The sequence below is a fragment of the Streptomyces sp. Ru72 genome (assembly GCF_002920635.1).
In the GTDB taxonomy this organism is placed as follows: domain Bacteria; phylum Actinomycetota; class Actinomycetes; order Streptomycetales; family Streptomycetaceae; genus Streptomyces.
On record NZ_PQSR01000002.1, the window covers coordinates 65936 to 90342 of the forward strand.

Here is a 24407-nt window from a genome sequence, read left to right on the forward strand (position 1 = left end):
TGTGGCGATGATCACCTAATCACAGTGTTTCAAGTGGGGGAAGAGGCATTGGTTGAAGATGAGAGAGAACTTACCCAGGGGTTGTTTCCGTCAGGTTTCGGCCAAGGCATCAGGCCTGGCGGGAGGCCAGTTCGATGACGGTGATGTCCGACGGGGCGCCCACCCGCGTCGGCGGTCCCCATGCCCCCGCTCCCCGTGACACGTACAGCTGGGTGTCGCCGTAGCGGTCCAGCCCGGCGACCGTGGGGTTGGCCGCGGCCGCGACGAAGTCGCCCGGCCAGAGCTGGCCGCCGTGGGTGTGACCGGAGAGCTGGAGGTCCACGTGGTGCCTGACGGCTTCGTGGATCTGCAGCGGCTGGTGGGCCAGGAGGACCACCGCGCGTGAGGTGTCGCGGTCGCCGAGCGCCTTGGCGAAGTCGGGTCCCTCGCCCTCGCTCTCGCCCGCCAGGTCGTTGACCCCGGCCAGGTCGAACGCCGGCAGTTCCGTACGAGCGTTCTCCAAGGGGTGCAGGCCCAGCCGGCGTACCTCCTCCACCCACTGGTCCGCGCCCGAGAAGTACTCGTGGTTGCCCGTGACGAAGTAGCTTCCGTGACGGGCCTTCAGCCGGGACAGCGGGGCCGCCGCCGGGCCCAGGTCCTTGACGCTGCCGTCGACCAGGTCGCCGACGACCGCGATCAGGTCCGGCCGGGTCGAGTTGATCGTGTCCACGACCTTCTGCGCGAAGCCCCTGCCCAGCACGGGGCCCAGGTGGATGTCGCTCACCACCGCGATGCGGAAGCCGTGCGCCGCGCGCGGGAGTTTGGCCAGCGGCACCGTGACCCGCTTCACGGCGGGGCCGCGCAGGACCCCGTAGGTGCCGTAGCCCACCGTGCCGACCGCGGCGGCGGCCACCGTTCCACCGACGAGCCGGGAGACGAACAGGCGCCGGGACGGGGCGGACTGAGCCTGTGGCGGCGCGGGCTCCGAGCCTGCGGGCTCCGAGCCTGCGGGCTCCGGGTCCGCGGGCTCCGGGTCCGCGGATGCCGGTCCCACCGGCACCGCCGCCGGTACCGGTGCCGTCTGCTCCGCTCGCGCCCCGCGCTCCACCACGCGCCGCACCAGCGGTCGTACCAACTCCCCCGCCACCAGCGCCAGCAGCAGGTACAGCGTCAGCGCCATCCACAGGAAGCCGGGCCAGCCGAGGACGCGTTGCAGCCAGAACGGGGCGCCGGCGCGCTCCGCGACCAGGGCCGCGACCATCAGCACCGGTCCTGCGACGAGCACCGCCGTGCCGGTGCGGCGGGCCCGGCCCGGACCGCGGGTCGTGTCGCGGACCAAGCGACGCCAGGCGTACCAGTGCAGGGCGACGAGCGCGGCGAGGACGGCGAGGACGACGAGCGCGAGGACGACGGCCACGGTGTTGTCCCCGTCCCGCTATGACGTTCGCCGCAGCGCGCGCAGTCCGCGCAACCCAATGACGCCGATGACAGTCCCAAGGACAAAGGAGACGACGGCGAGCGTCAGGTGCACCCAGAAGTACGCCGTCGGATTCCCCGCGTCGTCGAACGCGAGTCCGCTGCCGTCCTTCCAGAGGTTCTTTACGAAAGTGATCCAGATGACCCAGCTCCACACCCCGAAGGCGAGCAGGAACCAGGAGACGGGGCGGCTGAGCTTCATACCTTCAGTATCGCGGGTCGGGGGCGGCCCCTCGTCCGGGGGTGCGCGGCAACGGCCGGGACGTGTCGGGACTTCTCCGTCGGCGCCCGGTACCTTCGCGGTCGTGTCCGCCTTGAAGAAGATCGTCGGGCGCCGCCTGCCGGTCGCCTCCGCCGTCGTGCTGTCCCTCTCGCTCGCCGCACCGGCGACCGCGTTCGCGGCCCCGAAGACCCCGGCGGCGTCGCCCTCGGCCACCCCTCCGGCCGTGATGTCGACCGTCGGCGGCGAGCAGCTCGGCAGGCCGGGCACCCAGGTGAACCTGGGCGGCGGTGCTCCGGTGCTGCCGAAGGACGTCACCGCGCGCTCCTGGATCGTCGCCGACGCCGAGTCCGGTGACGTCCTCGCCGCGCACAACGCGCACTGGCGGCTGCCCCCGGCGAGCACCCTGAAGATGCTGTTCGCGGACACCGTGCTGCCGAAGTTCCCGGCGAGCGAGACGCACAAGGTGCTCCCCTCCGATCTGGCCGGCATGGGCGCCGGATCCAGCCTGGTCGGGATAAAGGAGGGCGAGACCTACACCGTCCACGACCTGTGGCTCGGCGTGTTCCTGCGCTCCGGCAACGACGCCGTGCACGCGCTGTCGGCGATGAACGGCGGCGTCCCGCAGACGGTGAAGGACATGCAGGCGCACGCCGAGGAGCTGCAGGCGCTCGACACGCACGTGGTCAGCCCGGACGGCTACGACGCCCAGGGGCAGGTGTCGTCGGCGTACGACCTCACCCTGGTCGCCCGGTCCGGACTCCAGAAGAAGGACTTCCGCGACTACTGCTCGACGGTGCGGGCCACGTTCCCGGGCGAGACCACCCAGAAGGGCGGCAAGAAGTCCCGCGGGTCGTTCGAGATCCAGAACACCAACCGGTTGCTGGCCGGCGACTACGACATGACCCCGTACCGGGGCATCGCGGGCGTGAAGAACGGCAACACCACCAACGCGGGCGCGACCTTCACGGGGGTCGCCGAGCGCAACGGCAGGGTGCTGCTCGTGACGGTCATGAACCCTGAGAAGCACGACCACAACGAGGTCTACAAGGAGGCCGCCCGGCTGCTCGACTGGGGCTTCGGCGCCGCCGGCAAGGTGACGCCGGTGGGCGAGCTGGTCGCGCCGAAGAGCGCGGCCACGGGCACGGACCCCAGCGGCACGCCGTCCCCGGCCGCCGCGGCCGGGGGGCCCGGCAAGCCGGTGGCGGCCTCGGTGCGGGAGGGCGGCTCCAGCGGGATGGGCGTGGCGCTCGCCATCACGGCCGGCGTTCTGGTGCTGCTGGGCGCGGGGGCGTTCCTGGTGAATCGCCGCTGGCCGCTGCCCGATCTGGTACGTCGCCGGACGCGTCCCTGACCTGTTCGACCTGTTCGACCTGATCGACCTGTGCCGCCTCCTTCTCCTTGCTCTGCGTCGCCGTCCAGGCGGCGCAGAACAGCACGAGCTTGGAGGTGAAGTTGATCCACAGCAGCAGCGCGACGGGCACTCCGAAGGCGCCATACATGCTCTTTCCGGCGACGCCCTGGATGTAGCCGCTGAGCAGCAGCTTGAGCAGTTCGAAGCCGACCGCGCCGATCAGGGCGGCGACGAGCAGGCGGCGGCGCCGCGGCTCCACGCCGGGCAGCAGGGTGAGGACGTAGAGCAGGACGAGGAAGTCGGCGAGGACCGAGACGGCGAAAGCGGCGATGCGCAGCAGGACGCTGCCCCAGCCGCCCCGGTCGAGGCCGAGTTGCCCGGCCATCCAGTCGACCAGCGCGGTGGCGACGGTGGACGTGGCGAAGGTGACGACGACCGCGCCGCCGAGGCCGACCAGCACCAGCCCGTCCTTGAGCGTGCGCACCAAGGGGTTCGCGGTGTCGTCCGGCAGCTCCCACACCGCGCGCAGGCAGTCCCGCATCTGGCCCACCCAGCCGATGCCGGTGAACAGCAGCACGGCCCCGGCGATCACGCCGACGGTACCGGCGTTCTGCACCAGGCCGTGGATGTCGAGCTGGCTGGAGATGCCCGGGAACTGCTCGGCGATCTTCTTCTGCACGGTGTTCTGCTGGGCCTGGCTGAGCGTCCCGGCGCCGATCGCAGCGGCGACGGTGAGCAGCGGGAAGAGCGCCACGAAACTGACGAACGTCATCGCGGCGGCGAGCCGGGTCCACTTCACGCGGTCCAGGCGTTCATAGGAACGCCAGGCGTGCGTGGTCATCAGGCGCGTGACCAGTGGCCCGATGCCGGGGAGTCTTTTCAGCCAGTCCATGCTCCGTCCCTCCCCTGGTGAACCCGGTCCGTACCCCGGTACTCCGGTCTGTATCCGGTTTCCCCGCATCGCCCATTTCAGTGAGGAGCCGCACAGAGGGGAGATCGTGAGCAGTTATGCCCGTTTCATCACGATACGGTCGCGGTCATGTCTGCCGCGAAGGACGCCCACCGCCTACCCCGGTCCCTGCTGGTCCTGGGCGGCACGTCGGAGATCGCCCTGGCCACCGCCCGCCGCCTGGTCGCCCGCCGCACCCGTACCGTATGGCTGGCGGGGCGGCCCTCCCCCGGGCTGGAGGCCGCCGCCGAGCATCTGCGGGCGCTCGGCGCCGACACCCGCACCGTCGCCTTCGACGCCCTGGACCCCGAGGCGCACGAGGCCGCGCTCGGCAAGGTGTTCGCGGAGGGAGAGGTCGACCTGGTGCTGCTCGCGTTCGGCGTGCTCGGCGACCAGGCGACCGACGAACGCGACCCGGTGGCAGCGGCGCGCGTCGCCCGGACCAACTACACGGGCGCGGTCACGGCGGGACTGGTGTGCGCCCGGGCCCTTCAGGCACAGGGCCACGGCTCGATGGTGGTGCTGTCGTCGGCCGCCGGGGAGCGCGCCCGACGCCGGGACTTCCTGTACGGCTCCAGCAAGGCGGGGCTCGACGTGTTCGCGCAGGGCCTGGGCGACGCGCTGTACGGCACGGGCGCGCACGTCATGGTCGTACGCCCCGCGCACGTCCGCACGCGCGGCACGGCGGCACGGGAGCCGGAGCCGCTCTCCACCACGCCGGAAGAGGTCGCCACGGCGATCGAGCTCGGGCTGCGCAGACGGTCGGAGGTGGTGTGGGTCCCCGGCGTCCTGCGCCTGGTCATGGCCGTCCTACGGCACCTTCCGCGACCGCTGTTCCGGCGACTGCCCGTCTAGGGTCCCTCTCAGGGCCGGGCCCTGCCCGGGAGCGGGCACTTCCCTAGAGGGTCGGCAGGCCGGCGTTCTCAGCCGGGGCGGTCGCCTGGGGCGGTACGACCGCGCTGCCGAAGGGGAACTCCCGCAGCTTGCGCCAGACGCCGTCCGCGCCCTGCTCGTACAGGGCGAAGCCCGTGCAGGACCACTCGGCCGCGTAGTCCGCAAGCTCCTCGTACGCCCTGTCCATCGCCGCGTCGTCGATGCCGTGCGCCACCGTGACGTGCGGGTGGTAGGGGAACAGCAGCTCGCGCGCCACCGGCCCGGAGGGGTCCCGGACCTGCCGCTGCAGCCGGGAACAGTCCTCGGCGCCCTCGACGACCTTCACGAACACCACCGGCGACAGGGGCCGGAACGTGCCCGTGCCGGCCAGCCGCATCGGGAAGGGGCGCCCGGCCGCCGCGACGGCGACGAGGTGCGCCTCGATCGCGGGCAGATCCGCGGAGTCCACCTCCGTCGGCGGCAGCAAGGTGACATGAGTGGGAATGCAACGCGCCGCGGCGTCGCCGAAGCCCGCGCGCAGCTCCTGGAGCTCGCTGCCGTGAGGCTCCGGGACCGCGATCGACACACCGATCGTTACGGTCCCCACGTCGTCTCCCTGTCGTCGAGTCGGTCGTCGTGTCGGTCGTCGTGTCGGATTCGTGCACAGCCGTCCGGCTATCGACTGTACGGCCACGACCGCCCGGTGGGCAGGCGCAACCGCAGTGATGTACAGCGCTCTTGGCCGTGGCGCGTCCGTACGCCGGTACGCGCCGGTCCCGACGTCAGTGCTTGGCGGGCAGGAAGCCCACCTTGTCGTACGCCTGCGCCAGCGTCTCCGCGGCGACGGCGCGGGCCTTCTCCGCGCCCTTGGCCAGGATCGAGTCGAGGGACTCGGGGTCGTCCAGGTACTGCTGGGTGCGCTCCCTGAACGGCGTGACGAACTCGACCATGACCTCGGCGAGGTCCGTCTTCAGCGCGCCGTAGCCCTTGCCCTCGTACTGCTGCTCGAGGTCCGCGACCGGGGTCCCGGTGAGGGTCGAGTAGATCGTCAGCAGGTTGCTGACGCCCGGCTTCTGCTCCACGTCGTAGCGGATCACGGTGTCCGTGTCCGTGACCGCGCTCTTGACCTTCTTGGCGGTGGTCTTCGGCTCGTCCAGCAGGTTGATCAGGCCCTTCGGCGTGGACGCCGACTTGCTCATCTTGATGGACGGGTCCTGCAGGTCGTAGATCTTCGCCGTCTCCTTGAGGATGTACGGCCGCGGGATCGTGAACGTCTCGCCGAAGCGGCCGTTGAACCGCTCTGCGAGGTCGCGGGTCAGCTCGATGTGCTGGCGCTGGTCCTCACCGACCGGGACCTCGTTCGCCTGGTAAAGCAGGATGTCGGCGACCTGGAGGATCGGGTAGGTGAACAGGCCCACGCTCGCACGGTCGGCGCCCTGCTTGGCGGCCTTGTCCTTGAACTGGGTCATGCGGCCGGCCTCGCCGAAGCCGGTGAGGCAGTTCATGATCCAGGCGAGCTGGGCGTGCTCGGGGACGTGGCTCTGGACGAAGAGCGTGCACCGCTCCGGGTCGAGCCCGGCCGCGAGCAGCTGGGCGGCGGCCAGGCGGGTGTTGGCGCGCAGGTCCTTCGGGTCCTGCGGGACGGTGATCGCGTGCAGGTCGACGACCATGTAGAACGCGTCGTGGGTCTCCTGCAGGGCCACCCACTGACGGACGGCGCCGAGGTAGTTGCCGAGGTGGAACGAGCCCGCGGTGGGCTGGATACCGGAGAGCACGCGAGGACTGTCAGAGGCCATGTCCACCATTCTCTCAGGTCCGGGGGGCCGGGCTGGAACTGGCCGGGAACAGCCGTGACCCGATCTTTCTGCGACGGTGTAACAAAGGACATGACAACTGAGGGGGGTCGCGTGCGCGGGCTCGGCAGGCCGGTGGGGGCACTGGTGACGACGGTGGTGGCCGCGGTGGTGGCGCTGGCCGGGCCGGTGGCGCCGGCGCGGGCCATGAGCAGGGACATACCCGATCTCGCGCTGGTCGTGGGGGGCGATTCGGGCCGCACGACGACCTTACGCTCGGGTGACCGGCGCTTCGCGCTGCTGTGGCAGTTGCTGGCGCCGACGGAGACGCGGACGGAGCGGGTGCCCGAGGCGTGGCAGCACGGGCGGTATCCGCGGGCGCGGGCCACGGTGGTGTGGGCGCTGACCGGGATCGGGGGGTGGCCCTACACGCGGCGGGCACCCGGGGGTGACGTGGCCATCGAGCGGCAGGACCAGGTCTTCCTGGCGGCGGACGGGACGCCCTGGGTGCGCTCGGACCCGGCGCCGGACGTGGCCGACGACGACATCCGGTGGCGGCGGGTGCCGAAGGGCGTCTTCGAGCGGTTGGAGCAAGACGGGCTCTTCGGGGCCGCGCCCGCCGCGCCCCGAGGTGGCCTTCCGGACGACCTGCGCTGGGCGGCCGTGGGGCTCGGGGCCGGGCTGGCGCTGGGTGCCGGTGGCACGTTGGCCGTACGACGGCGCGCGGCGGCTCGGCGGGTGGCCGAGCCGCCGCGGCAGGAGCTCATCGATCTCGGAGAGCTCGGGTGACCGGCAGCGGTCAGCCCAGGTCGATCTCCGGGTACAGCGGGAAGCCCGCCACCAGGTCCGTCGCTCGCTGGGCGATCTCCTGGGCGACCTTCTCGTCCAGGACGTGGGCCGCCTTGGACGGGGCGCCGGACTTGGTGGTGCCCGGCTCGGTGGTGGTGAGGACCCGGTCGATCAGGCCCGCCACCTCGTCCATCTCCGCCGTGCCCAGGCCACGGGTGGTGAGCGCGGGCGTGCCGATGCGGATGCCGGAGGTGTACCAGGCGCCGTTCGGGTCGGCCGGGATGGCGTTGCGGTTGGTGACGATGCCCGACTCCAGCAGGGCGGCCTCGGCCTGGCGGCCGCTGAGGCCGTAGGAGGTCGCCACGTCGATCAGGTTCAGGTGGTTGTCGGTGCCGCCGGTCACCAGCGTGGCACCGCGGCGCATCAGGCCCTCGGCCAGCGCCCGGGAGTTGTCCACGATCCGCTGGGCGTAGTCCTGGAAGGCGGGCTGCCGGGCCTCCGCGAGCGCCACCGCCTTCGCGGCCATCACGTGCGGGAGCGGGCCGCCGAGGACCATCGGGCAGCCTCGGTCGACCTGGTCCTTGAGGGAGTCGTCGCACAGGACCATGCCGCCGCGCGGGCCGCGCAGCGACTTGTGGGTGGTCGTGGTCACGATCTGGGCGTGCGGGACCGGGTCGAAGTCGCCGGTGAGGACCTTGCCCGCGACCAGGCCGGCGAAGTGCGCCATGTCGACCATGAGCGTGGCGCCGACCTCGTCGGCGATCTCGCGCATGATCCGGAAGTTGACCAGGCGCGGGTAGGCGGAGTAGCCGGCGACGATGATCAGCGGCTTGAACTCGCGGGCCTGGGTGCGCAGGGCGTCGTAGTCGATGAGGCCCGTGGCCGGGTCGGTGCCGTAGGAGCGCTGGTCGAACATCTTGCCGGAGATGTTCGGGCGGAAGCCGTGGGTGAGGTGGCCGCCCGCGTCCAGGGACATGCCGAGCATGCGCTGGTTGCCGAAGGCGCGGCGCAGCTCGGCCCAGTCCTCCTCGGAGAGCTCGTTGACCTGGCGGACGCCCGCCTTCTCCAGGGCCGGGGTCTCGACGCGCTGGGCGAGGACGGCCCAGAAGGCGACGAGGTTGGCGTCGATACCGGAGTGCGGCTGGACGTAGGCGTGGCGGGCGCCGAACAGCTCGCGCGCGTGCTCGGCGGCCAGCGACTCGACGGTGTCCACGTTGCGGCAGCCGGCGTAGAAGCGGCGGCCGACGGTGCCCTCGGCGTACTTGTCGCTGAACCAGTTGCCCATCGCCAGCAGGGTGGCCGGGGAGGCGTAGTTCTCGGAGGCGATCAGCTTGAGCATCTCGCGCTGGTCGGCGACCTCCTGGCCGATGGCGTCGGCGACCCGGGGCTCGACCGCGCGGATCACGTCGAGGGCGGCGCGGAAGGCGGTGGACTCGGTGGAGAGGGGCTGCTGCTCTGTCATGTCGGCCTCCGGGCGGCGTGGCTTGAAGCGTTCACGGTTCACGGTTGGCCCAGGCGCACGGCACTCGCTCGCATCCGGGCCGCTCCCCGATGGTCGGTCCCATCCCTGCGCGCCAGTCACGGCCCGTCGATCAGCCTACCGGGCATCGCGGCGCGGTCCGTTCCCGTGTCCATCATGCGAGCGACACGGCCGAAGGGGCGCACGTCCGCCCGGGGCCGGAAGACGGCCGGGCCGGCTGCGGGCGGCTCGGCGTCCGAAGGACCGCATCTAGAGGATCACGTGTGGCAGGAAACGCGCGTACTCGTCCGTGACCAGGCCCGACGACTCACGGATGCCGAGGCCCGCCGACTCCTCCTCGACGACCCACGCTCCGAGGACGACGTGGTTGCCGTCGAAGGAGGGCAGGGGCGCCAGTTCCTGGTAGCAGCACGGCTCCTCCCGCACGACGGGCGCGGCGCCCGGCGCGTGGACCGTGACGCCCTCGCCCTCGCGGCCGAGGAGCGGCTTGGCGACGTACCCCGTGGTGCGGGCCAGCTCCCGGGGGCCGTCCAGGTGGGCCGGAAGCAGGTTCGGGTGCCCGGGGTACAGCTCCCAGAGGATCGCGAGCAGCGCCTTGTTGCTGAGCAGCATCTTCCAGGCGGGCTCGATCCACAGGGTGCTGCCGGTGCCGCCGCCGTTGTCGAGGGTGTCGAGGACGTGGCCGCCGAAGCGGTCGGTGGTGAGCCATTCCCAGGGGTACAGCTTGAAGCAGCTGCGGATGAAGCGGAGCCGGTTGTCGACGAAGCGCTCCGAGAGCGGGTCCCAGCCGATCTCCTCCATGGAGATCCAGTCGGTGTCGAGACCGGCCTGGTCGGCGGTCTCCTTCAGGTAGGCGACCGTCATGAGGTCCTCGCCGAGCTCGTCACTGGCCGAGTGGGCGAAGTACAGCGGGCCGCCGGGCGGGAGCAGCGTGGCCTGCCTCTTCCAGGCGGCGACCAGGCGTTCGTGGAGGGAGTTCCACTGGTCGGCGCAGGGGAAGCGGTCCTCCATCCAGAACCACTGGGCGCTCGCCGCCTCCACGAGCGAGGTGGGCGTGTCGGCGTTGTACTCGAGGAGCTTCGCCGGGCCCGTGCCGTCGTAGCGCAGGTCGAACCGGCCGTACACGGAGGGGAGTTCGGCGCGTCGGTGCCAGGACTCGGCGACCGCGGCGGCCACGCGCGGGTCGGTGATGCCGAGGTCGGCGAAGCGGTCCGTGGCGACGATGTGCCCGGCGGCGGCCAGGCACATGCCGTGCAGCTCCTCGACGGCCTCTTCGAGGGCCTCCACCTCCTCGAGTGTGAAGACGTAGTAGGCGCTCTCGTCCCAGTACGGGCGCAGCGAGTCGTCCGGGTAGCGGGTGAGGGGGTAGATCAGGCCCTGCGCCTCGACGGTCTCCTGCCAGCCGGGGCGGGGTTCGGTCGTACGGCGTTCCACCGCGGCTCAGCCGCCGGACTTGCCGTGACCGCTGCCGAAGCCGCCGCGGTCGACGCCGCCGTGGCTTCCGGACCCGCCGGATCCCTTGTGGGGCTTGGTGAAGGAACCGCCGTTGACGAAGCCGCCCTTCTTCTTGCCGCCGTAGTACCAGCCGCCGTCCACGGAGGTCTTGGTGGACTTGCAGTTCTTGTCGGAGACGACCTTGTAGCCCTTGCCGAGGGTGTAGCTGTCCCGGTCGACGCAGCGCTTGTCCGGGTCCGAGGAGCAGGCGGTGAGGGCGGCGGCGAGGAGTCCCACGCCGCCGAGGACGACGGTGCCCGAGCGCAGTCGCCGGCGTGTGTCCGCCATGTTCGTTGATCCCCCGTCGAGTGAGAATTCGTTGAGCTGTTGGTGAGACTCTGCGGCAATCAGACTAGAGACCGCCGTCGTCGTGTTCGCGGCTGCCCCTGCCCCCCGGATGTCTCCTACAGTCGCTCTGTGCTTCTGGGAATGGTGTGCGCGCTGGGCGCGGCGGTCTGTTTCGGTACGGCGACGGTGTTGCAGGCGGTCGCCGCGCGGGCGGCGGGCACGGGTGGGGGCGGGGACGCGGCGCTGCTGCTGCGGGCGTTGCGGCAGTGGCGGTATCTCGCGGGGCTCGCGCTGGACGGGCTCGGGTTCCTGTTCCAGATCGCGGCGCTGCGGTCGATCCCGATCTACGCGGTGGGCGCGGCGCTCGCGTCCAGCCTGGCGGTGACGGCGGTGGTCGCGGCGCGGCTGCTGCGGGTGCGGCTGACCGGGAGCGAATGGGGTGCGGTGGCGGTGGTGTGCGGGGGGCTCGCCATGCTGGGTCTGGCGTCCGGGGCCGAGGGCGACCGGGGCGGGTCGGCAGGGCTCCGGTACGCGATCTTGGCAGCGGCGGTGTGCGTTCTGGTGCTCGGGCTGGTGGGGGGCCGGTTGCCGGGGAGGGGGCGTTCGCTGGTGCTGGGGCTGGGCGCCGGGTTCGGGTTCGGGGTGGTCGAGGTGGCGGTGCGGCTGATCGACTCGCTGGCGCCGTGGGGGCTGCTCGCCAATCCGGCGACGTACGCGCTGGTGGTGGGTGGCGGGGCGGCGTTCGTGCTGCTGACGACGGCGCTGGAGCGGGGGTCGGTGACGGTCGCGACGGCGGGCATGGTGGTCGGCGAGACGGTGGGACCGGCCGCGGTGGGCGTCGTGTGGCTGGGTGACCGTACGCGGGAGGGGCTGAGCTGGCTGGCGGTCCTGGGGTTCGCGGTGGCGGTGGCGGGTGCGCTGGCGCTGGCCCGGTTCGGGGAGGCGCCCACCCATACCGCGGAGGCTGCCCGGTTCTAGGGCAACACACGGCACAGCGCTTCCAGCGCCCCCGACCACGCGTGGTCCGGTGGCGTTCCGTAGCCCACGACCAGGGCGTCCAGTGGGCGTGTGGTGGCGGACGGGTGGCGGTAGGCCGACAGACCCTGCAGTGACAGGCCCTGCCAGGTGGCCGCCCTGATCACCGACGCCTCCGTGCCCGGGGGCAGTTGCAGCACCGCGTGCAGGCCGGCGGCGATGCCCCAGACGCGCACCTTCGGGGCGCGGGACGCGAGTGCGGCGACCAGGGCGTCACGACGGCGGCGGTAGCGCAGGCGGGCGGCGCGGACGTGGCGGTCGTAGGCGCCCGAGGTGAGGAACTCCGCGAGGGTGAGCTGTTCCAGGACGCCGGTGGCCCAGCCGCCGACCCGCTGGGCGGCCAGCACCTCCGGGAGCAGTGACGCGGGCAGGACCATCCAGCCCAGGCGGAGCCCGGGGGCGAGGGACTTGCTGGCGGTGCCCAGGTACACCACGTGGTCCGGGTCGAGGTCCTGCAGCGCGCCCACGGGCTGGCGGTCGTAGCGGAACTCGCCGTCGTAGTCGTCCTCCAGGACGAGGCCGCCCGTGCGACGGGCCCAGTCGACCACCGCGGCCCGGCGCTCCGGGCGGAGGGCGCCGCCGAGGGGGAACTGGTGTGCGGGGTTCAGCAGCACCGCCGGTACGCCGGTCAGGTCCTCCGTCCGCGTGCCGAGGTCGTCGAAGGGCAGCGGTACCGTGGGCAGCCCGGCCCGCTGAAGGATGTTCCAGTGCACGAACAGGCCGTACGACTCCACGGCCACCGAGCCCGCCCCGCGGTCCCGCAGCACCTCGCCGAGGAGTTTCAGGCCCTGCGCGAAGCCGGAGCAGACCACGATCCGCTCCGGGTCGGCCCGCACACCCCGGACCCGGGAGAGGTAGCCGGCAAGCGCGGTGCGCAGTTCGACCCGGCCGCGGGGGTCGCCGTAGCCGAGGGCGTCGTGCGGGGCGGCGGCGAGGGCGCGGCGGGCGGCCTTGAGCCATGCGGTGCGGGGGAAGGAGGCGAGATCCGGGGTGCCAGGCGTCAGGTCGTAGGGGAGGCGGCCACGCTCGGGCGGGTGCGGCACGGGCTGTCGGGGCGGCGCGGCCACCGGATGCTCGGCCACCCGGGTGCCCGAGCCCTGGCGCGCGGTGAGCCAGCCCTCGGCGACGAGATCGGCGTAGGCGTCGGCGACCGTGTTGCGGGCGATGCCCAGGTCGGCGGCGAGCGAACGGGAGGACGGCAGCCGGGTGCCGGGCGCCAGGCGGCCGGTGCGGACCGCTTCGCGCAGGGCGTCGGTCAGGCCCCGGCGCAGGCCCGGGCCGGTCGGCTCCAGATGCAGGTCGATGCCCAGAGTGGCCCACGTTTTCCCCATGGAAATGGACCATACCCCTGGGCTGCTTGGCTCCTAGGGTCTAAGGCATGACCACGAACGAGAACGCCACCACCGTTGAGTACGCCCCCGAGCACACCCCCCGCATGGCGTGGGCCAAGCACGCCCCGGAGGTCTTCAAGACGATGGTCCGGCTCGACGCGGCGGCCGGGCAGGGACTGGAGCCGACACTGCGCGAGCTGGTGAAGATCCGCGCCTCCCAGATCAACCACTGCGCGTACTGCCTCGACATGCACACCAAGGACGCGCTCGCGGCGGGCGAGAGCGTGGAACGGATCATCCAGCTGAGCGCGTGGGAGGAGTCGCGGCACTTCTACACCGAGCGGGAGCTCGCGGCGCTGGAACTGACCGAGGCCGTCACCGTCCTGACCGACGGCTTCGTGCCGGACGAGGTCTATGAGAAGGCCGCCAAGCACTTCGACGAGGCCGAGCTGGCGCAGCTCATCGCGGCGATCGCCGTGATCAACGCATGGAACCGGTTCGCCGTGTCGACGCGGGCGGTGCCGGGACACTACCGGCCCGGGCAGTTCAAGTGACGGCTCGCACGACGTATCTGCACGGCGAGGTCCGCGCCTCGATGCAGGCGCTGAGCGCCGCGGCGAAGAAGGGCCTCGGCGATCCCGCCCTCGCCGAACTGGTCCAGATCCGTGCCTCGCAGCTCAACCACTGCGCGTTCTGTCTGGACATGCATCTGACGATCGCCCGGAAGCACGGGGTCGACGAGTCGCGGCTGGACCTGCTGAACGCCTGGGAGGAGGCCGGGGAGGTCTTCGACGAGCGGGAGCGGGCCGCGCTGGCGCTGACGGAGGCGGTCACGACCCTGACGGAGGGCTTCGTGCCGGACGAGGTGTGGGAGCGGGCCGCCCGGCACTTCGACGAAGCCCGGCTCGCCCACCTGCTCGCCCTCATCAGCGTCATCAACGGCTGGAACCGGCTGATGGTGTCCCGGCGCATTCCGGCGGGGAGCATGGAGTGGTGAGCAAAGTCGACACGTTCCGCGCCCTGCACCACGGACGCCTCCCCGGCGATCCCCTCGTCCTGCCCGGGCCCTGGGACGCGGCGAGCGCGCGGGCCTTCGAGGACGCCGGGTTCCCGGCGCTCGCCACGCCCAGCGCCGGGATCGCCGCCTCCCTGGGGTACGCGGACGGGTCCACCCCCGCCGACGAGATGTTCTCGGCGGTCGCACGGATCACCCGGGCGGTCGATGTGCCCGTGTCGGCCGACGTGGAGGACGGGTACGGACTCGCCCCGAAGGAGCTGGTGGAGCGGCTTCTGGAGGCGGGCGCCGTCGGGTGCAACCTCGAGGACTCCAGCGGAGGTGCCCTCAAGGACCCGCGGCACCACGCCGACCTGCTCGCCGAGGTGCGGGCCGCGGCAGGCGACCGGCTGTTCCTCAACGCCCGCGTCGACACGTTCACATGCGGGGACGGGGACCCGGAACGGGCCATCGAGCGGGCGGCGTTGTACGTCGCCGCGGGCGCCGACTGCGTCTATCCGATCGGCGCCCCGGCGAACGTACTGCCGCTGCTGCGGGCCGGCATCCAGGGGCCGCTCAATGCCTACGCCCAGCTCGACGGCGAGAGCCCCTCGGCCGCCGAGCTGGGCGAACTCGGCGCCACCCGGGTCACGTTCGGACCCTGGCTGCAGCGGCGGGCGACAGCGGCGCTGGGCGAGATCGCAGCGGGGCTGTAGGCGGGATAGGCGGGATCAGGACAGCCACGCCTTCCAGGTGGACTCGTGGCTGTCCACCCACTTCTTCGCCGCCTCGTCCGGAGTCATCTTCTGGTCGGCGATCATCAGGGCGACCTCGTTCTGGTCCTCCGTCGTCCACCTGAACTTCTTCAGGAACCGCGCCGCCTTGCCGCCCTTCTTCGCGAAGTCGGCGTTGAGGTACTTCTGCAGCGGTGTGTGCGGGTACGCGCAGGCGACCTTCGCCGGGTCCGCGTCGCAGCCCTCCTTGTACGGCGGCAGCTTCACCTCCGTCATGGGGACCTTCTTGAACAGCCACTGCGGCGTGTACCAGTACGTCAGGAAGGGCTTCTTCTCCTTCGCGAACTGCCTCATCTGCGTGATCTGCGCCGCCTCCGAACCCGCGAAGACCACCTGGTAGTCCAGCTTCAGGTTCTGCACCAGCGCCTTGTCGTTGGTGACGTACGACGGCGAGCCGTCCATCAGCTGGCCCTTGCCGCCGCTCTCCGCCGTGCGGAACAGGGAGGCGTACTTGTTCAGGTTCTTCCAGTCGGTGATGTCCGGGTGCTGCTCGGCCAGGTACGTCGGCACGAACCAGCCGATGTGCCCGGTGACCCCCAGGCCGCCGCCGCGGACGATCGTCTTCTTGTCCTCGACGTACCGCTTCTCCTGGTCCGGGTGGCCCCAGTCCTCCAGGATCGCGTCGACCCGGCCCTGGCTGAGCGCGTCCCAGGCGGGCACCTCGTCGACCTGGACGGTGTCGACGCGGTAGCCGAGCCTGTGCTCCAGGATGTACTGCGCCACGGCCACGTTGGCCTGGGCGCCCACCCAGGACTGTACGGACAGGGTCACGGACTTCGAGCCCCCGGCGTTCGCGAAGGGCGAGGCCTGCTTGGTCATGTCGGCGGCGCCGCAGCCGGCGAGCAGCGAGCATGCGGCCGCCGTCGCGGCGATCAGCGCCGTCCTGCGGTTCAGTGTCATGTCACGCTCCCTTCGTCGCGCGTCGCTCGGTCGGCTGGGTCACCCGGTCGAGCATCAGACCGAGGCAGACGATCGCGATCCCGGCCACCAGACCGGTCGCCAGATCGCCCTGGGCGAGGCCGAAGACGACGTTGTAACCGAGCGCGCCGCCGCCGACCAGGCCGCCGATGATGACGACGGCGAGCACCAGGACGACACCCTGGTTGACCGCGAGCAGCAGGGCCGGACGGGCCAGCGGAAGCTGCACCTGGCGCAACTGCTGCCCACTGGTCGCGCCGAGCGAGCGGGCGGACTCCAGCGCCGCCGGGTCCACCTGGCGCAGGCCCTGCGCGGTGATCCGGACGACCGCCGGAAGGGCGTACACGACGGCGGCGGCGACGGCGGGGGCACGGCCGACGCCGAACAGCGCGACGACCGGGATCAGGTACACGAACTGCGGCATCGTCTGGAAGACGTCGAGGACGGGGCGCAGCAGCCGCTCGAAGCGGTCGCTGCGGGCCGCCGCGATGCCGGTCGCGAAGCCGACGACGAGGGTGACGGCGACGGCGGCGAGCACCTGCGACAGCGTGTCGAGCGACGGCTTCCACACACCGAGCACGCCGATCGCGGCCATCGCGAGGACGGCGGTCAGCGCGGTGCGCCAGGTGCCGATCAGCCAGGCCAGGGCGGCGACGATCAGCAGCACCGACCACCAGGGCAGCCACTGCAGACCGGAGCGGACCGGGTCCAGGACCCAGGTGGTGAAGTGGCCCGCCCAGTCGGCGGTGCCGCCGACGACCGGGACGCCGGAGTACAGGTGGGCGGTCATCCAGTCGACGGCGCGGTTGACGGGCTCGGCGATGTTCACCGTCCAGCCCGTGGGCCAGTCGAGGCGGCCCGCCAGGCGCGCGGCCAGGGCCACGGCGACGGCGGCGAGGGCCGCGTAGGCCCACGGGAGCGCGCTGCGCTGCTCCTGCCCGATCCGGTTGCCCGCCGCCGAGGTCACCCGGTCCAGGACGACGGCCAGCAGCACGATGGGGATGCCCGCGGCCAGTGCGGCGCCCACGTCGACCGACGCCAGCGCCTGGTAGACGCGGTCACCGAGACCGCCGGCGCCGATCACCGAGGCGATGACCGCCATGGACAGCGCCATCATGATCGTCTGGTTGAGGCCGAGCAGGAGCTCCTTGCGGGCGAGGGGGATGCGGGCGGTCAGCAGGCGCTGCCGCGCGGTGGCGCCGAGGGAGTCGACCGCCTCCAGCACCTCCTTGTCGGCGCCGCGCAGGCCGAGGGCGGTCAGACGGGCCATCGGCGGGGCGGCGTAGACGACCGTGGCGAGGACGGCGGCGGGCACACCGATGCCGAAGACCAAAACCACGGGGAGCAGGTAGGCGAACGCCGGCAGCACCTGCATGGTGTCCAGGACCGGGCGCAGGGCGCGGTCCACGCGGTCGGACAGACCGGCGCCCAGGCCGAGCAGTGCACCGACGAGGACCGAGGCGAGGACCGCGACCACCATGAGGGCGAGGGTCTGCATGGTCGCCACCCACATGCCGAGCAGACCGCAGGCGAGAAACGCCGCGGCGGTGCCGAGGGCGAGGCGCACACCGGCCGCACGCCAGGCCACCAGGGCGGCCGCGACCGTCACGCCGGGCCAGCCCGCGGCGAGCAGGACGAGGTAGACGGCGCGCACGGAGAGGACGACGGCGTTGCTGATGTAGCCGAAGAAGTACAGGAACAGGGGGTGGCTGTCCCGGTTGTCGATGATCCAGTCGCTGGCCGTGGTGAGTGGCTTGGACAGGTCGACGGTGAGGGCGCCCGGCCAGCCGGCGCCCGGCCAGCGGGAGTTCACCAGGGGTGCGAGGACCGCGGCGACGACCGCGAGCACCAGGAGTTTGCGGGCGGCGCGGGTTTTGACGAAGCCGGGCAGCAGGGCGCGTGGGGCGCTTGCGGTGACCGTGGCCATCAAGCGTCCTCCTTGCTGGTGCTGAGCGGCGGGCGGTGCGGCGGGCCCTGCTTGCCGGGTGCGTCCGTCACGCCCGACTTGGCTCGCGCGGAGGTACCCGCCTCGCCCACCTGCGCCGCCACGGCGGCACGCTTGCCGGCGGCCACGGCGGCCATCCCGGCGGCGGACTTCCTGGCCCGGGCCGTTGCGGCCGACGTCTCCTCGTCCGTGGTGCCCCCGGTCGGCGCCTCGTTGCCCGCCGCGACCCCGGCGACCACCCCGAGCAGGGCCTCGGGGTCCACCAGGCCCAGGCATCGGCCGTCGTCCACCACCCGCGCCGGGGCACCCGCCCGGGCCACCGCCTCGATCGCCTCGGAGACCGTGGCGTCCGGCGGTACCGCCGGGCCGCTGCCCGCCTCCTCCAGGGAGGCGGTGCGCATGGCGCTGCGGACCGTCATGACCTGTTCGCGCGGGACGTCGCGGACGAACTCGCGGACGTAGTCGTCGGCCGGGGAGCCCACGATCTCCTCGGGGGTGCCCAGCTGGACCACGCGGCCGTCGCGCATCAGGGCGATGCGGTCGCCCAGTTTGAGGGCCTCGTTGAGGTCGTGCGTGATGAAGACCATCGTGCGGCCCTCCTCGCGGTGCAGCCGGACGACCTCCTCCTGCATGTCCCGCCGGATCAGCGGGTCGAGCGCGCTGAACGGCTCGTCGAACAGCAGCACTTCGGGATCGACGGCGAGCGCGCGGGCGAGTCCGACGCGCTGCCGCTGACCGCCCGAGAGCTGACCGGGGCGCCGGTGCTCCATGCCCTCCAGGCCGACCTTCGCGACGACCTCGGCGGCCTTCTCGCGGCGTTCGGACCTGCCCAGGCCCTGGATCTCCAGACCGTAGGCCACGTTGTCGAGGACCGTGCGGTGCGGCAGCAGGCCGAAGTGCTGGAAGACCATCGCGGCCCGGTGGCGGCGCAGTTCGCGCAGCCGGGACCTGTCCATGGCGCGGACGTCCTCGCCGTCGATGACGATCGTGCCCGCGGTCGGTTCGATGAGGCGGGTCAGACAGCGCACCAGCGTGGACTTGCCGGAGCCGGACAGACCCATGACGACGAAGACCTCGCCCTTGCGGACGTCGAAGCTCACATCGCGCACGGCAGCCGTGCAGCCGGTGCGTTCGCGCAGCTCGGCGGGGCTCAGCGCACCGAGCTCCGGGTCGGAGGGGACGCGGTCCGCCTTGGGTCCGAAGACCTTCCACAGGCCGTCCACGGAGAAGACCGGCGTGCTCGAAACCGGAGTGCTCGAAACCGGAGTGCTCATCGTGCACCACCTCCGATCAGGTCGGCGGCCTTCTCCCCGACCATCAGCACCCCGATCATCGGGTTGACGGCGGTCATGGTCGGGAAGACGGACGCGTCGGCTATACGGATGCCGTCCAGGCCGCGGACGCGCAGCTCGGGGTCGACGACGGCGAGGTCGTCGGTCTCGGCGCCCATGCGGCAGGTGCCCGCCGGGTGGTACACGGTGTGGGCGACCTTGCGGGCGTACTCGCTCAGCTCCTCGTCACCGGTGATGTCCGGGCCGGGGCACACCTCCCGCTTCAGCCAGCCCGCCAGCGGCTCGGTCTTCGCGATCTCGCGGGCGATGCGGATGCCGTCGACGAGGGTGCGGCCGTCGTAGTCGTCCTCGTCGGTGAAGTAGCGGAAGTCGAGGGCGGGCTTGACGGACGGGTCGGGGCTGGTGAGGTACAGCCGGCCGCGGCTCTTCGGTTTGGGGATGTTCGGGGTCATCGAGACGCCGAACTCCGGCCGCTCGTAGCCGAGGCGCTCCGGGTTGTCCGTGAACGGGATCTGGTAGAAGTGGAACATCAGGTCCGGGCCCGCGTGTTCGGGGTCGCGACGCACGAAGAGTCCGGCGTCGGAGTCCATCGCGGAGTTCTCCGGGATGGGCCCCTGCGTCTCCCACACGATGACCGACTCCGGGTGGTCGAGCAGGTTCTCACCGACGCCCGGCAGGTCGTGCACCACGGGTATGCCGAGCTGCTCCAGGTCCGCCTTGGGGCCGATCCCGGAGTGCAGCAACAGCCGCGGGGAGTCGACGGCGCCGGCGCACAGCACGACCTCGCGCCGGGCCCGTACGAGGATCTCCTCGCCCTCCTTGGTGCGCACGTGCACGCCGCGGGCTCGCGTGCCGTCCAGCTCCAGCTTGTACGCCCATGTCTCCAGCAGCAGCGTGAGGTTGGCGCGTTCGTCCATCACGGGGTGCAGATACGCCACCGACGCGCTGGAGCGCTTGTTGTTCTCCGGGTGGTAGGCGAGGTCGAAGAAGCCGACGCCCTCGGTGAACGGCTTCTTGTTGAAGCCCTCGACCCGCGGCACGCCGAGCGCCGCCTGGGCCGCGTCCACGAAGTCGCGGGCGATGGCGTTCCGGTCGTTCTCGTCGACCGGGACGATGTTGTTCTTCAGACGGGCGTAGTACGCCTCCATCGGCACGGCGCCCCAGCCCTCGGCGCCGGCCGCCTCCCACTCGTCCCAGTCGGACGGCAGCGGCTTGAAGGCGATGAGCGTGTTGTGCGAGGAGCAGCCGCCGAGGACGCGGGCGCGGCTGTGCCGGATGTGGGAGTTGCCGCGCGGCTGCTCGGTGGTCGGGTAGTCGTAGTCGAGTTCGCCGCCGAGCAGGCCCATCCAGCGGCGCAGGGTGAGGACGTCGTCGCGGCCGACGTCGCTGGGGCCGCCCTCGATGACGGCGACGGTGACGTCCGGGTTCTCGGTGAGGCGGGAGGCGATGACGGAGCCTGCGGTTCCGCCACCGATGACGACGTAGTCGTACTCGTGGGTGGTTTCGGACATGGGCGTCGTGCTCCAGGGATACGGGGAGGTGGGGGGAGTGCGGGGTCGGGGGGGAAGTGGGGGACGGAGGTGGAGGTCCGGCGTGATCGGTCGCGGGGCGGGGCTCAGCCCGCGAACCACCGCACCGGCTTGGGAGCGAGGTTCTGGTAGACGTGCTTGGTCTCGCGGTACTCGGCGAGGCCGGCGGGGCCGAGTTCGCGGCCGATGCCGCTCTTGCCGAAGCCGCCCCACTCCGCCTGCGGGAGGTAGGGGTGGAAGTCGTTGATCCAGACGGTGCCGTGGCGCAGCCGGCCGGCGACGCGGCGGGCACGGCCGGCGTCGGCGGTCCACACGGCGCCGGCGAGGCCGTACTCGGTGTCGTTGGCGAGGGCGACCGCCTCGTCCTCGGTGCGGAAGGTCTCGACGGTGAGGACGGGCCCGAAGACCTCCTCCCGGACGACCTTCATCTCCCGGTGGCAGTGGTCGAGGACGGTCGGCTCGTAGAACCAGCCGGTGGCGGGCCGGATCTCACTGGGCTCGGGCCGCTTGCCACCGCAGCGCAGCACCGCGCCCTCGGCCAGCGCGGAGGCGACGTACGCCTCGGTCTTCGCGCGCTGCTGTTCGGAGACGAGCGGGCCGCACTCGACGCCCTTCTCGGTGCCGCGGCCGAGCTTGATCCTCTCGGCGCGGCGGGCGAGTTCGGCGACGAAGCGGTCGCGGACGGACTCCTCGACGATGAGGCGGGCGCCCGCCGAGCAGACCTGGCCGCTGTGGATGAAGGCGGCGTTGAGGGCCTGGTCGACGGCGGTGTCGAAGCCCTCCTCGGTGGCGCAGGCGTCGGCGAAGACGACGTTGGGGTTCTTGCCGCCGAGCTCCAGGGCGATCTTCTTGACGCCCGCGGCGGCGGCCTGCGCGACCTTCGTGCCGCTGAGCAGGCCGCCGGTGAAGGAGACGAGGTCGACGCCGGGGTGCTCGGCGAGCCGGGCGCCGACGGAGTGCCCGGGGCCGGTGACGATGTTCGCGACCCCGTCGGGCAGCCCGGCCTCGACCAGGAGGTCGATCAGCGCAATCGTCGTCATCGGGGTGATCTCGCTCGGCTTGACCACGAAGGTGTTGCCGGCCGCGAGAGCCGGGGCGATCTTCCAGCTGGCCTGGAGGAGCGGGTAGTTCCAGGGGGTGATCAACGTGCACACGCCGACGGGTTCGTGTACGACGACGCTGTGGATGTCCGGTGAACCCGCGTCGACGACCCGGCCGGCGCCCTCGCCGGCGACGAGGTTCGCGAAGTAGCGGAAGGCGTCGGCGACGCAGTCGATGTCGACCCGGCCCTCCTCTACGGTCTTGCCGGCGTCCCGGCTCTCGAGCAGGCCCAGCTCTTCGCGATCGCGTACGAGAAGATCGGCGACGCGGTGCAGCAGCGCGGCACGCTCCGCGACGGGCGTGTGCGGCCACGGCCCCTCGTCGAAGGCCCGGCGCGCGGCCTGCACCGCGGCGTCGGCGTCCCGCTCGTCACCCTCTGCGACCACCGCGAACGGCGTGGCATCCGCCGGGTCGAGGACCTCGCGCGTGGCCCCGGAGAGGGCTGCGCGCCACTCCCCTGCCACGTGGATCGTCTGCTCTGCCTGCCGTGCCTGCTGTCCGGCCATGATCGGTACTGCCTTCCGTTCCTGTGCGGTACCCCTGTGTCACACCGGTGTCACTTCGGGGCCGGAGGCGCGCCTGCCCCCGGCTCGTCGATGCATGCGGGCCTTGCGGCCGAAAGTGCGGAGCGTCACTAAAAATGCGGTCGAAAAGGGTGAAAAGTACGCTGAGCCACTGGAGGTGACGTGATGTCCCGAACCCATGGCTTCGCGATCGCTACGAGCGCCGTGTCGATGGCGCTGCTGCTGCCCCCGATGTTGTTCTCTCCGCCGGCGAGCGCCGCCGTCCCCGCCCGGACCGGAGGCAACCAGAGCCCGCAGGATCTGGCCGCGCAGGCGGAGCGGGGGCTGCGGAACGCCACATCCGTCCGGCTCGTCTACGAGGACCGCAGCGCGACTGCGAGGTCGAGCAAGCGTCTGCCGACGGCGATGGACCTCGCCCTCGACCGGGCCGGCAACTGCGCCGGCACCATGACGCTCGGCGGACACGGCGGCACCGTCCAGATCGTCAAGCGGGGCGCCGACGTGTGGCTGAAGCCGGATGCGGCGTTCTGGAAGGCGGAGTACCCCGGCAAGCGGGGTGCCGGCCTGGCCTCGACGTTCAGCAACCGCTACATCCACGGCTCCACGTCCAGCAACCTGCTGGCAGGCATCGCGAGCACCTGTGACCTCCGGGAGATCCAGGAGGTCGCGAAGGTCTCCGCACCCTCGTCCCTGAAGGAGGGCCTCGCGACGACCCTGAACGGCACCCGGGTGGTCCCCCTGTCCTTCAAGGTGAACGGCTTCACCTCGACGCTGTACGTCACCACGGGCAAGGACCACCGTCTCTACCGGGCGGCCCAGAAGGGCCCGGACACGGATCTGAGCCTGACCTTCACGGGCTACAACGTGCCGGTGCCGAAGACGACCCCGCCCGCGAGCCGGACGGTGGACATCTCACGGGTGCCGCAGCCGCCGCGGAGCTGACGGAGAGGAAAGGCCCCCCGGACACGAAGAACGGGCCCCGCTCCGGACGCGACCGGAACGGGGCCCGTGGCGCAGGGGCGCCGACGTGTCAGATGAGGCCGAGCCCGCGGACCGCCTCGCGCTCCTCCTCGAGCTCCTTGACGGAGGCGTCGATGCGGGCGCGGGAGAACTCGTTGATGTCCAGGCCCTGGACGATCTCGTACTTGCCGTCCTTGGTGGTGACCGGGAAGGAGGAGATCAGGCCCTCCGGGACGCCGTAGGAGCCGTCCGACGGGATGGCCATGGAGGTCCAGTCGCCCTCGGCGGTGCCGTTGACCCAGGTGTACACGTGGTCGATGGCGGCGTTGGCGGCGGAGGCGGCCGACGAGGCGCCGCGGGCCTCGATGATGGCGGCGCCACGCTTGGCGACGGTCGGGATGAAGTCCTCGGCCAGCCACTTCTCGTCGTTCACGACCTCGGCGGCGTTCTTGCCGGCCACCGTGGCGTGGAAGATGTCCGGGTACTGGGTGGCGGAGTGGTTGCCCCAGATCGTCAGACGCTTGATGTCGGCGACCGAGGTGCCCGTCTTCTTCGCGAGCTGGGTCAGCGCGCGGTTGTGGTCCAGACGGGTCATCGCGGTGAAGCGCTCCGCCGGTACGTCCGGCGCGGCGGCCTGGGCGATCAGCGCGTTGGTGTTGGCCGGGTTGCCGACGACCAGGACCTTCACGTCGTCCGCGGCGTGGTCGTTGATGGCCTTGCCCTGCGGCTTGAAGATGCCGCCGTTGGCCTCGAGGAGGTCACCGCGCTCCATGCCCTTGGTCCGCGGGCGGGCACCCACGAGGAGGGCCACATTGGTGCCGTCGAAGGCGACGTTCGGGTCGTCCGTGATGTCGATGCCGTGCAGGAGCGGGAACGCGCAGTCGTCGAGCTCCATGGCCGTGCCCTCGGCGGCCTTGAGGGCCGGGGTGATCTCCAGGAGGCGCAGCTTGACCGGCACGTCCGCGCCGAGCAGGTGGCCGGAGGCGATGCGGAAGAGCAGTGCGTAGCCGATCTGGCCGGCCGCGCCGGTGACGGTGACGTTCACGGGAGTGCGGGTCATGGCGTTCTCCGTATGACAGCTGGCGGTGGGGCGTCGTCGCCCCGGGGTGAGGGATCCCCGTCACCGGCTCGTGGCCGGCGCCCGCCGCGATGATCGATCACGGGTACGAATGATCGATCTCTTGGCGTCAAGAGAGATCCAGCCGTCAGGCTATCGCGCATCCGGCATCCCGCACGGCCGGGTCCGTGTGGCCCGGCCCACAACCCTCATGAGGCGGCGGCCGCCTGCT

Annotated in this window: 23 protein-coding genes and 1 riboswitch; of the genes, 8 read left to right on the plus strand and 15 right to left on the minus strand. The window is 71.8% G+C overall.

Features of this window, described 5'->3' with window-relative positions; translation table 11 throughout:
• Window positions 1-109 precede the first annotated feature (109 nt).
• Both C3488_RS01440 and C3488_RS01445 read right to left on the minus strand, forming a co-directional pair.
• On the minus strand, window positions 110-1396 hold the full coding sequence (locus tag C3488_RS01440; protein WP_103837443.1) for a metallophosphoesterase: 1287 nt from the start codon (window positions 1394-1396) through the stop codon (window positions 110-112).
• An 18-nt stretch (window positions 1397-1414) separates the two neighbouring features.
• Window positions 1415-1657, minus strand: a complete 243-nt coding sequence (locus tag C3488_RS01445) for an SCO4848 family membrane protein (protein ID WP_103837560.1) — start codon at window positions 1655-1657, stop codon at window positions 1415-1417.
• Window positions 1658-1760: 103 nt separating this feature from the next.
• Between C3488_RS01445 and C3488_RS40340 the strand changes: the two genes are divergently transcribed.
• On the plus strand, window positions 1761-3029 hold the full coding sequence (locus C3488_RS40340) for a D-alanyl-D-alanine carboxypeptidase family protein (protein ID WP_374955389.1): 1269 nt from the start codon (window positions 1761-1763) through the stop codon (window positions 3027-3029).
• Here C3488_RS40340 and C3488_RS40345 read toward each other — a convergent pair.
• Window positions 2932-3921: a YihY/virulence factor BrkB family protein gene (locus C3488_RS40345; protein ID WP_181138844.1), complete on the minus strand. Its 990-nt coding sequence runs from the start codon at window positions 3919-3921 to the stop codon at window positions 2932-2934. The two genes, C3488_RS40340 and C3488_RS40345, sit on opposite strands and share 98 nt — an antisense overlap.
• 147 nt (window positions 3922-4068) lie before the next feature.
• Between C3488_RS40345 and C3488_RS01455 the strand changes: the two genes are divergently transcribed.
• Window positions 4069-4833 carry an SDR family NAD(P)-dependent oxidoreductase gene (locus tag C3488_RS01455; RefSeq protein ID WP_103837444.1) on the plus strand — a complete coding sequence of 255 codons (765 nt, stop codon included), beginning with the start codon at window positions 4069-4071 and terminating at the stop codon, window positions 4831-4833.
• A 43-nt stretch (window positions 4834-4876) separates the two neighbouring features.
• Here the strand turns inward: C3488_RS01455 and C3488_RS01460 are convergent, their stop codons facing one another.
• Together C3488_RS01460 and trpS are read right to left on the minus strand one after the other, a co-directional pair.
• Window positions 4877-5458: a 2'-5' RNA ligase family protein gene (locus C3488_RS01460; protein WP_103837445.1), complete on the minus strand. Its 582-nt coding sequence runs from the start codon at window positions 5456-5458 to the stop codon at window positions 4877-4879.
• 175 nt (window positions 5459-5633) lie between these two features.
• A complete protein-coding gene (trpS, locus tag C3488_RS01465; protein ID WP_103837561.1) occupies window positions 5634-6647 on the minus strand; it encodes a tryptophan--tRNA ligase in 1014 nt (337 codons plus the stop codon).
• A 90-nt stretch (window positions 6648-6737) separates the two neighbouring features.
• Here trpS and C3488_RS01470 point away from each other — a divergent pair, with 90 nt between their 5' ends.
• A complete protein-coding gene (locus C3488_RS01470) occupies window positions 6738-7433 on the plus strand; it encodes a hypothetical protein (protein ID WP_374955390.1) in 696 nt (231 codons plus the stop codon).
• A 10-nt stretch (window positions 7434-7443) separates the two neighbouring features.
• Here the strand turns inward: C3488_RS01470 and C3488_RS01475 are convergent, their stop codons facing one another.
• The 3 genes from C3488_RS01475 to C3488_RS01485 all read right to left on the minus strand — a co-directional run bounded on the left by C3488_RS01475 (window position 7444) and on the right by C3488_RS01485 (window position 10695).
• A complete protein-coding gene (locus C3488_RS01475; protein ID WP_103837563.1) occupies window positions 7444-8895 on the minus strand; it encodes a glycine hydroxymethyltransferase in 1452 nt (483 codons plus the stop codon).
• A gap of 40 nt (window positions 8896-8935) precedes the next feature.
• Window positions 8936-9025, minus strand: a riboswitch (ZMP/ZTP riboswitch).
• Between the two features lie 137 nt (window positions 9026-9162).
• A complete protein-coding gene (locus tag C3488_RS01480) occupies window positions 9163-10347 on the minus strand; it encodes a glutathionylspermidine synthase family protein (RefSeq protein ID WP_103837446.1) in 1185 nt (394 codons plus the stop codon).
• Between the two features lie 6 nt (window positions 10348-10353).
• Complete coding sequence (locus tag C3488_RS01485) at window positions 10354-10695, minus strand: hypothetical protein (RefSeq protein WP_103837447.1); 342 nt, start codon at window positions 10693-10695, stop codon at window positions 10354-10356.
• A gap of 141 nt (window positions 10696-10836) precedes the next feature.
• Between C3488_RS01485 and C3488_RS01490 the strand changes: the two genes are divergently transcribed.
• Complete coding sequence (locus C3488_RS01490) at window positions 10837-11673, plus strand: hypothetical protein (RefSeq protein WP_103837448.1); 837 nt, start codon at window positions 10837-10839, stop codon at window positions 11671-11673.
• On the opposite strand, the gene C3488_RS01495 is transcribed toward C3488_RS01490, so the two are convergent.
• Window positions 11670-13061 carry a PLP-dependent aminotransferase family protein gene (locus C3488_RS01495; RefSeq protein ID WP_103837449.1) on the minus strand — a complete coding sequence of 464 codons (1392 nt, stop codon included), beginning with the start codon at window positions 13059-13061 and terminating at the stop codon, window positions 11670-11672. The two genes, C3488_RS01490 and C3488_RS01495, sit on opposite strands and share 4 nt — an antisense overlap.
• 47 nt (window positions 13062-13108) lie before the next feature.
• Between C3488_RS01495 and C3488_RS01500 the strand changes: the two genes are divergently transcribed.
• Genes C3488_RS01500 through C3488_RS01510 form a run of 3 tightly spaced genes read left to right on the plus strand, consistent with a single transcriptional unit; the run spans window position 13109 to window position 14771 of the window.
• A complete protein-coding gene (locus C3488_RS01500; RefSeq protein WP_103837450.1) occupies window positions 13109-13615 on the plus strand; it encodes a carboxymuconolactone decarboxylase family protein in 507 nt (168 codons plus the stop codon).
• Complete coding sequence (locus C3488_RS01505; RefSeq protein ID WP_258053246.1) at window positions 13612-14058, plus strand: carboxymuconolactone decarboxylase family protein; 447 nt, start codon at window positions 13612-13614, stop codon at window positions 14056-14058. Before C3488_RS01500 ends, C3488_RS01505 begins: the two co-directional genes overlap by 4 nt.
• Window positions 14055-14771, plus strand: a complete 717-nt coding sequence (locus C3488_RS01510; RefSeq protein WP_103837564.1) for an isocitrate lyase/phosphoenolpyruvate mutase family protein — start codon at window positions 14055-14057, stop codon at window positions 14769-14771. The genes C3488_RS01505 and C3488_RS01510 overlap by 4 nt, the downstream gene beginning before the upstream one ends.
• A gap of 15 nt (window positions 14772-14786) precedes the next feature.
• On the opposite strand, the gene C3488_RS01515 is transcribed toward C3488_RS01510, so the two are convergent.
• From C3488_RS01515 to C3488_RS01535, 5 genes are all read right to left on the minus strand, one after another.
• Window positions 14787-15749, minus strand: coding sequence for an ABC transporter substrate-binding protein (locus tag C3488_RS01515; protein WP_103837452.1), 963 nt, complete (start codon window positions 15747-15749; stop codon window positions 14787-14789).
• 1 nt (window position 15750) lies between these two features.
• Window positions 15751-17694 (minus strand): proline/glycine betaine ABC transporter permease, encoded by a 1944-nt coding sequence (locus C3488_RS01520; protein ID WP_103837453.1) that lies wholly within the window; start codon window positions 17692-17694, stop codon window positions 15751-15753.
• Complete coding sequence (locus C3488_RS01525) at window positions 17694-18986, minus strand: glycine betaine/L-proline ABC transporter ATP-binding protein (RefSeq protein ID WP_103837454.1); 1293 nt, start codon at window positions 18984-18986, stop codon at window positions 17694-17696. The genes C3488_RS01520 and C3488_RS01525 overlap by 1 nt, the downstream gene beginning before the upstream one ends.
• Window positions 18983-20515: a GMC family oxidoreductase gene (locus tag C3488_RS01530; RefSeq protein WP_103837455.1), complete on the minus strand. Its 1533-nt coding sequence runs from the start codon at window positions 20513-20515 to the stop codon at window positions 18983-18985. The genes C3488_RS01525 and C3488_RS01530 overlap by 4 nt, the downstream gene beginning before the upstream one ends.
• A gap of 104 nt (window positions 20516-20619) precedes the next feature.
• Window positions 20620-22140: an aldehyde dehydrogenase family protein gene (locus tag C3488_RS01535; RefSeq protein ID WP_103837456.1), complete on the minus strand. Its 1521-nt coding sequence runs from the start codon at window positions 22138-22140 to the stop codon at window positions 20620-20622.
• 183 nt (window positions 22141-22323) lie between these two features.
• Between C3488_RS01535 and C3488_RS01540 the strand changes: the two genes are divergently transcribed.
• Window positions 22324-23100 carry a hypothetical protein gene (locus C3488_RS01540; RefSeq protein WP_258053247.1) on the plus strand — a complete coding sequence of 259 codons (777 nt, stop codon included), beginning with the start codon at window positions 22324-22326 and terminating at the stop codon, window positions 23098-23100.
• An 88-nt stretch (window positions 23101-23188) separates the two neighbouring features.
• On the opposite strand, the gene C3488_RS01545 is transcribed toward C3488_RS01540, so the two are convergent.
• A complete protein-coding gene (locus C3488_RS01545) occupies window positions 23189-24178 on the minus strand; it encodes a malate dehydrogenase (RefSeq protein ID WP_103837457.1) in 990 nt (329 codons plus the stop codon).
• Between the last annotated feature and the right edge of the window lie 229 nt (window positions 24179-24407).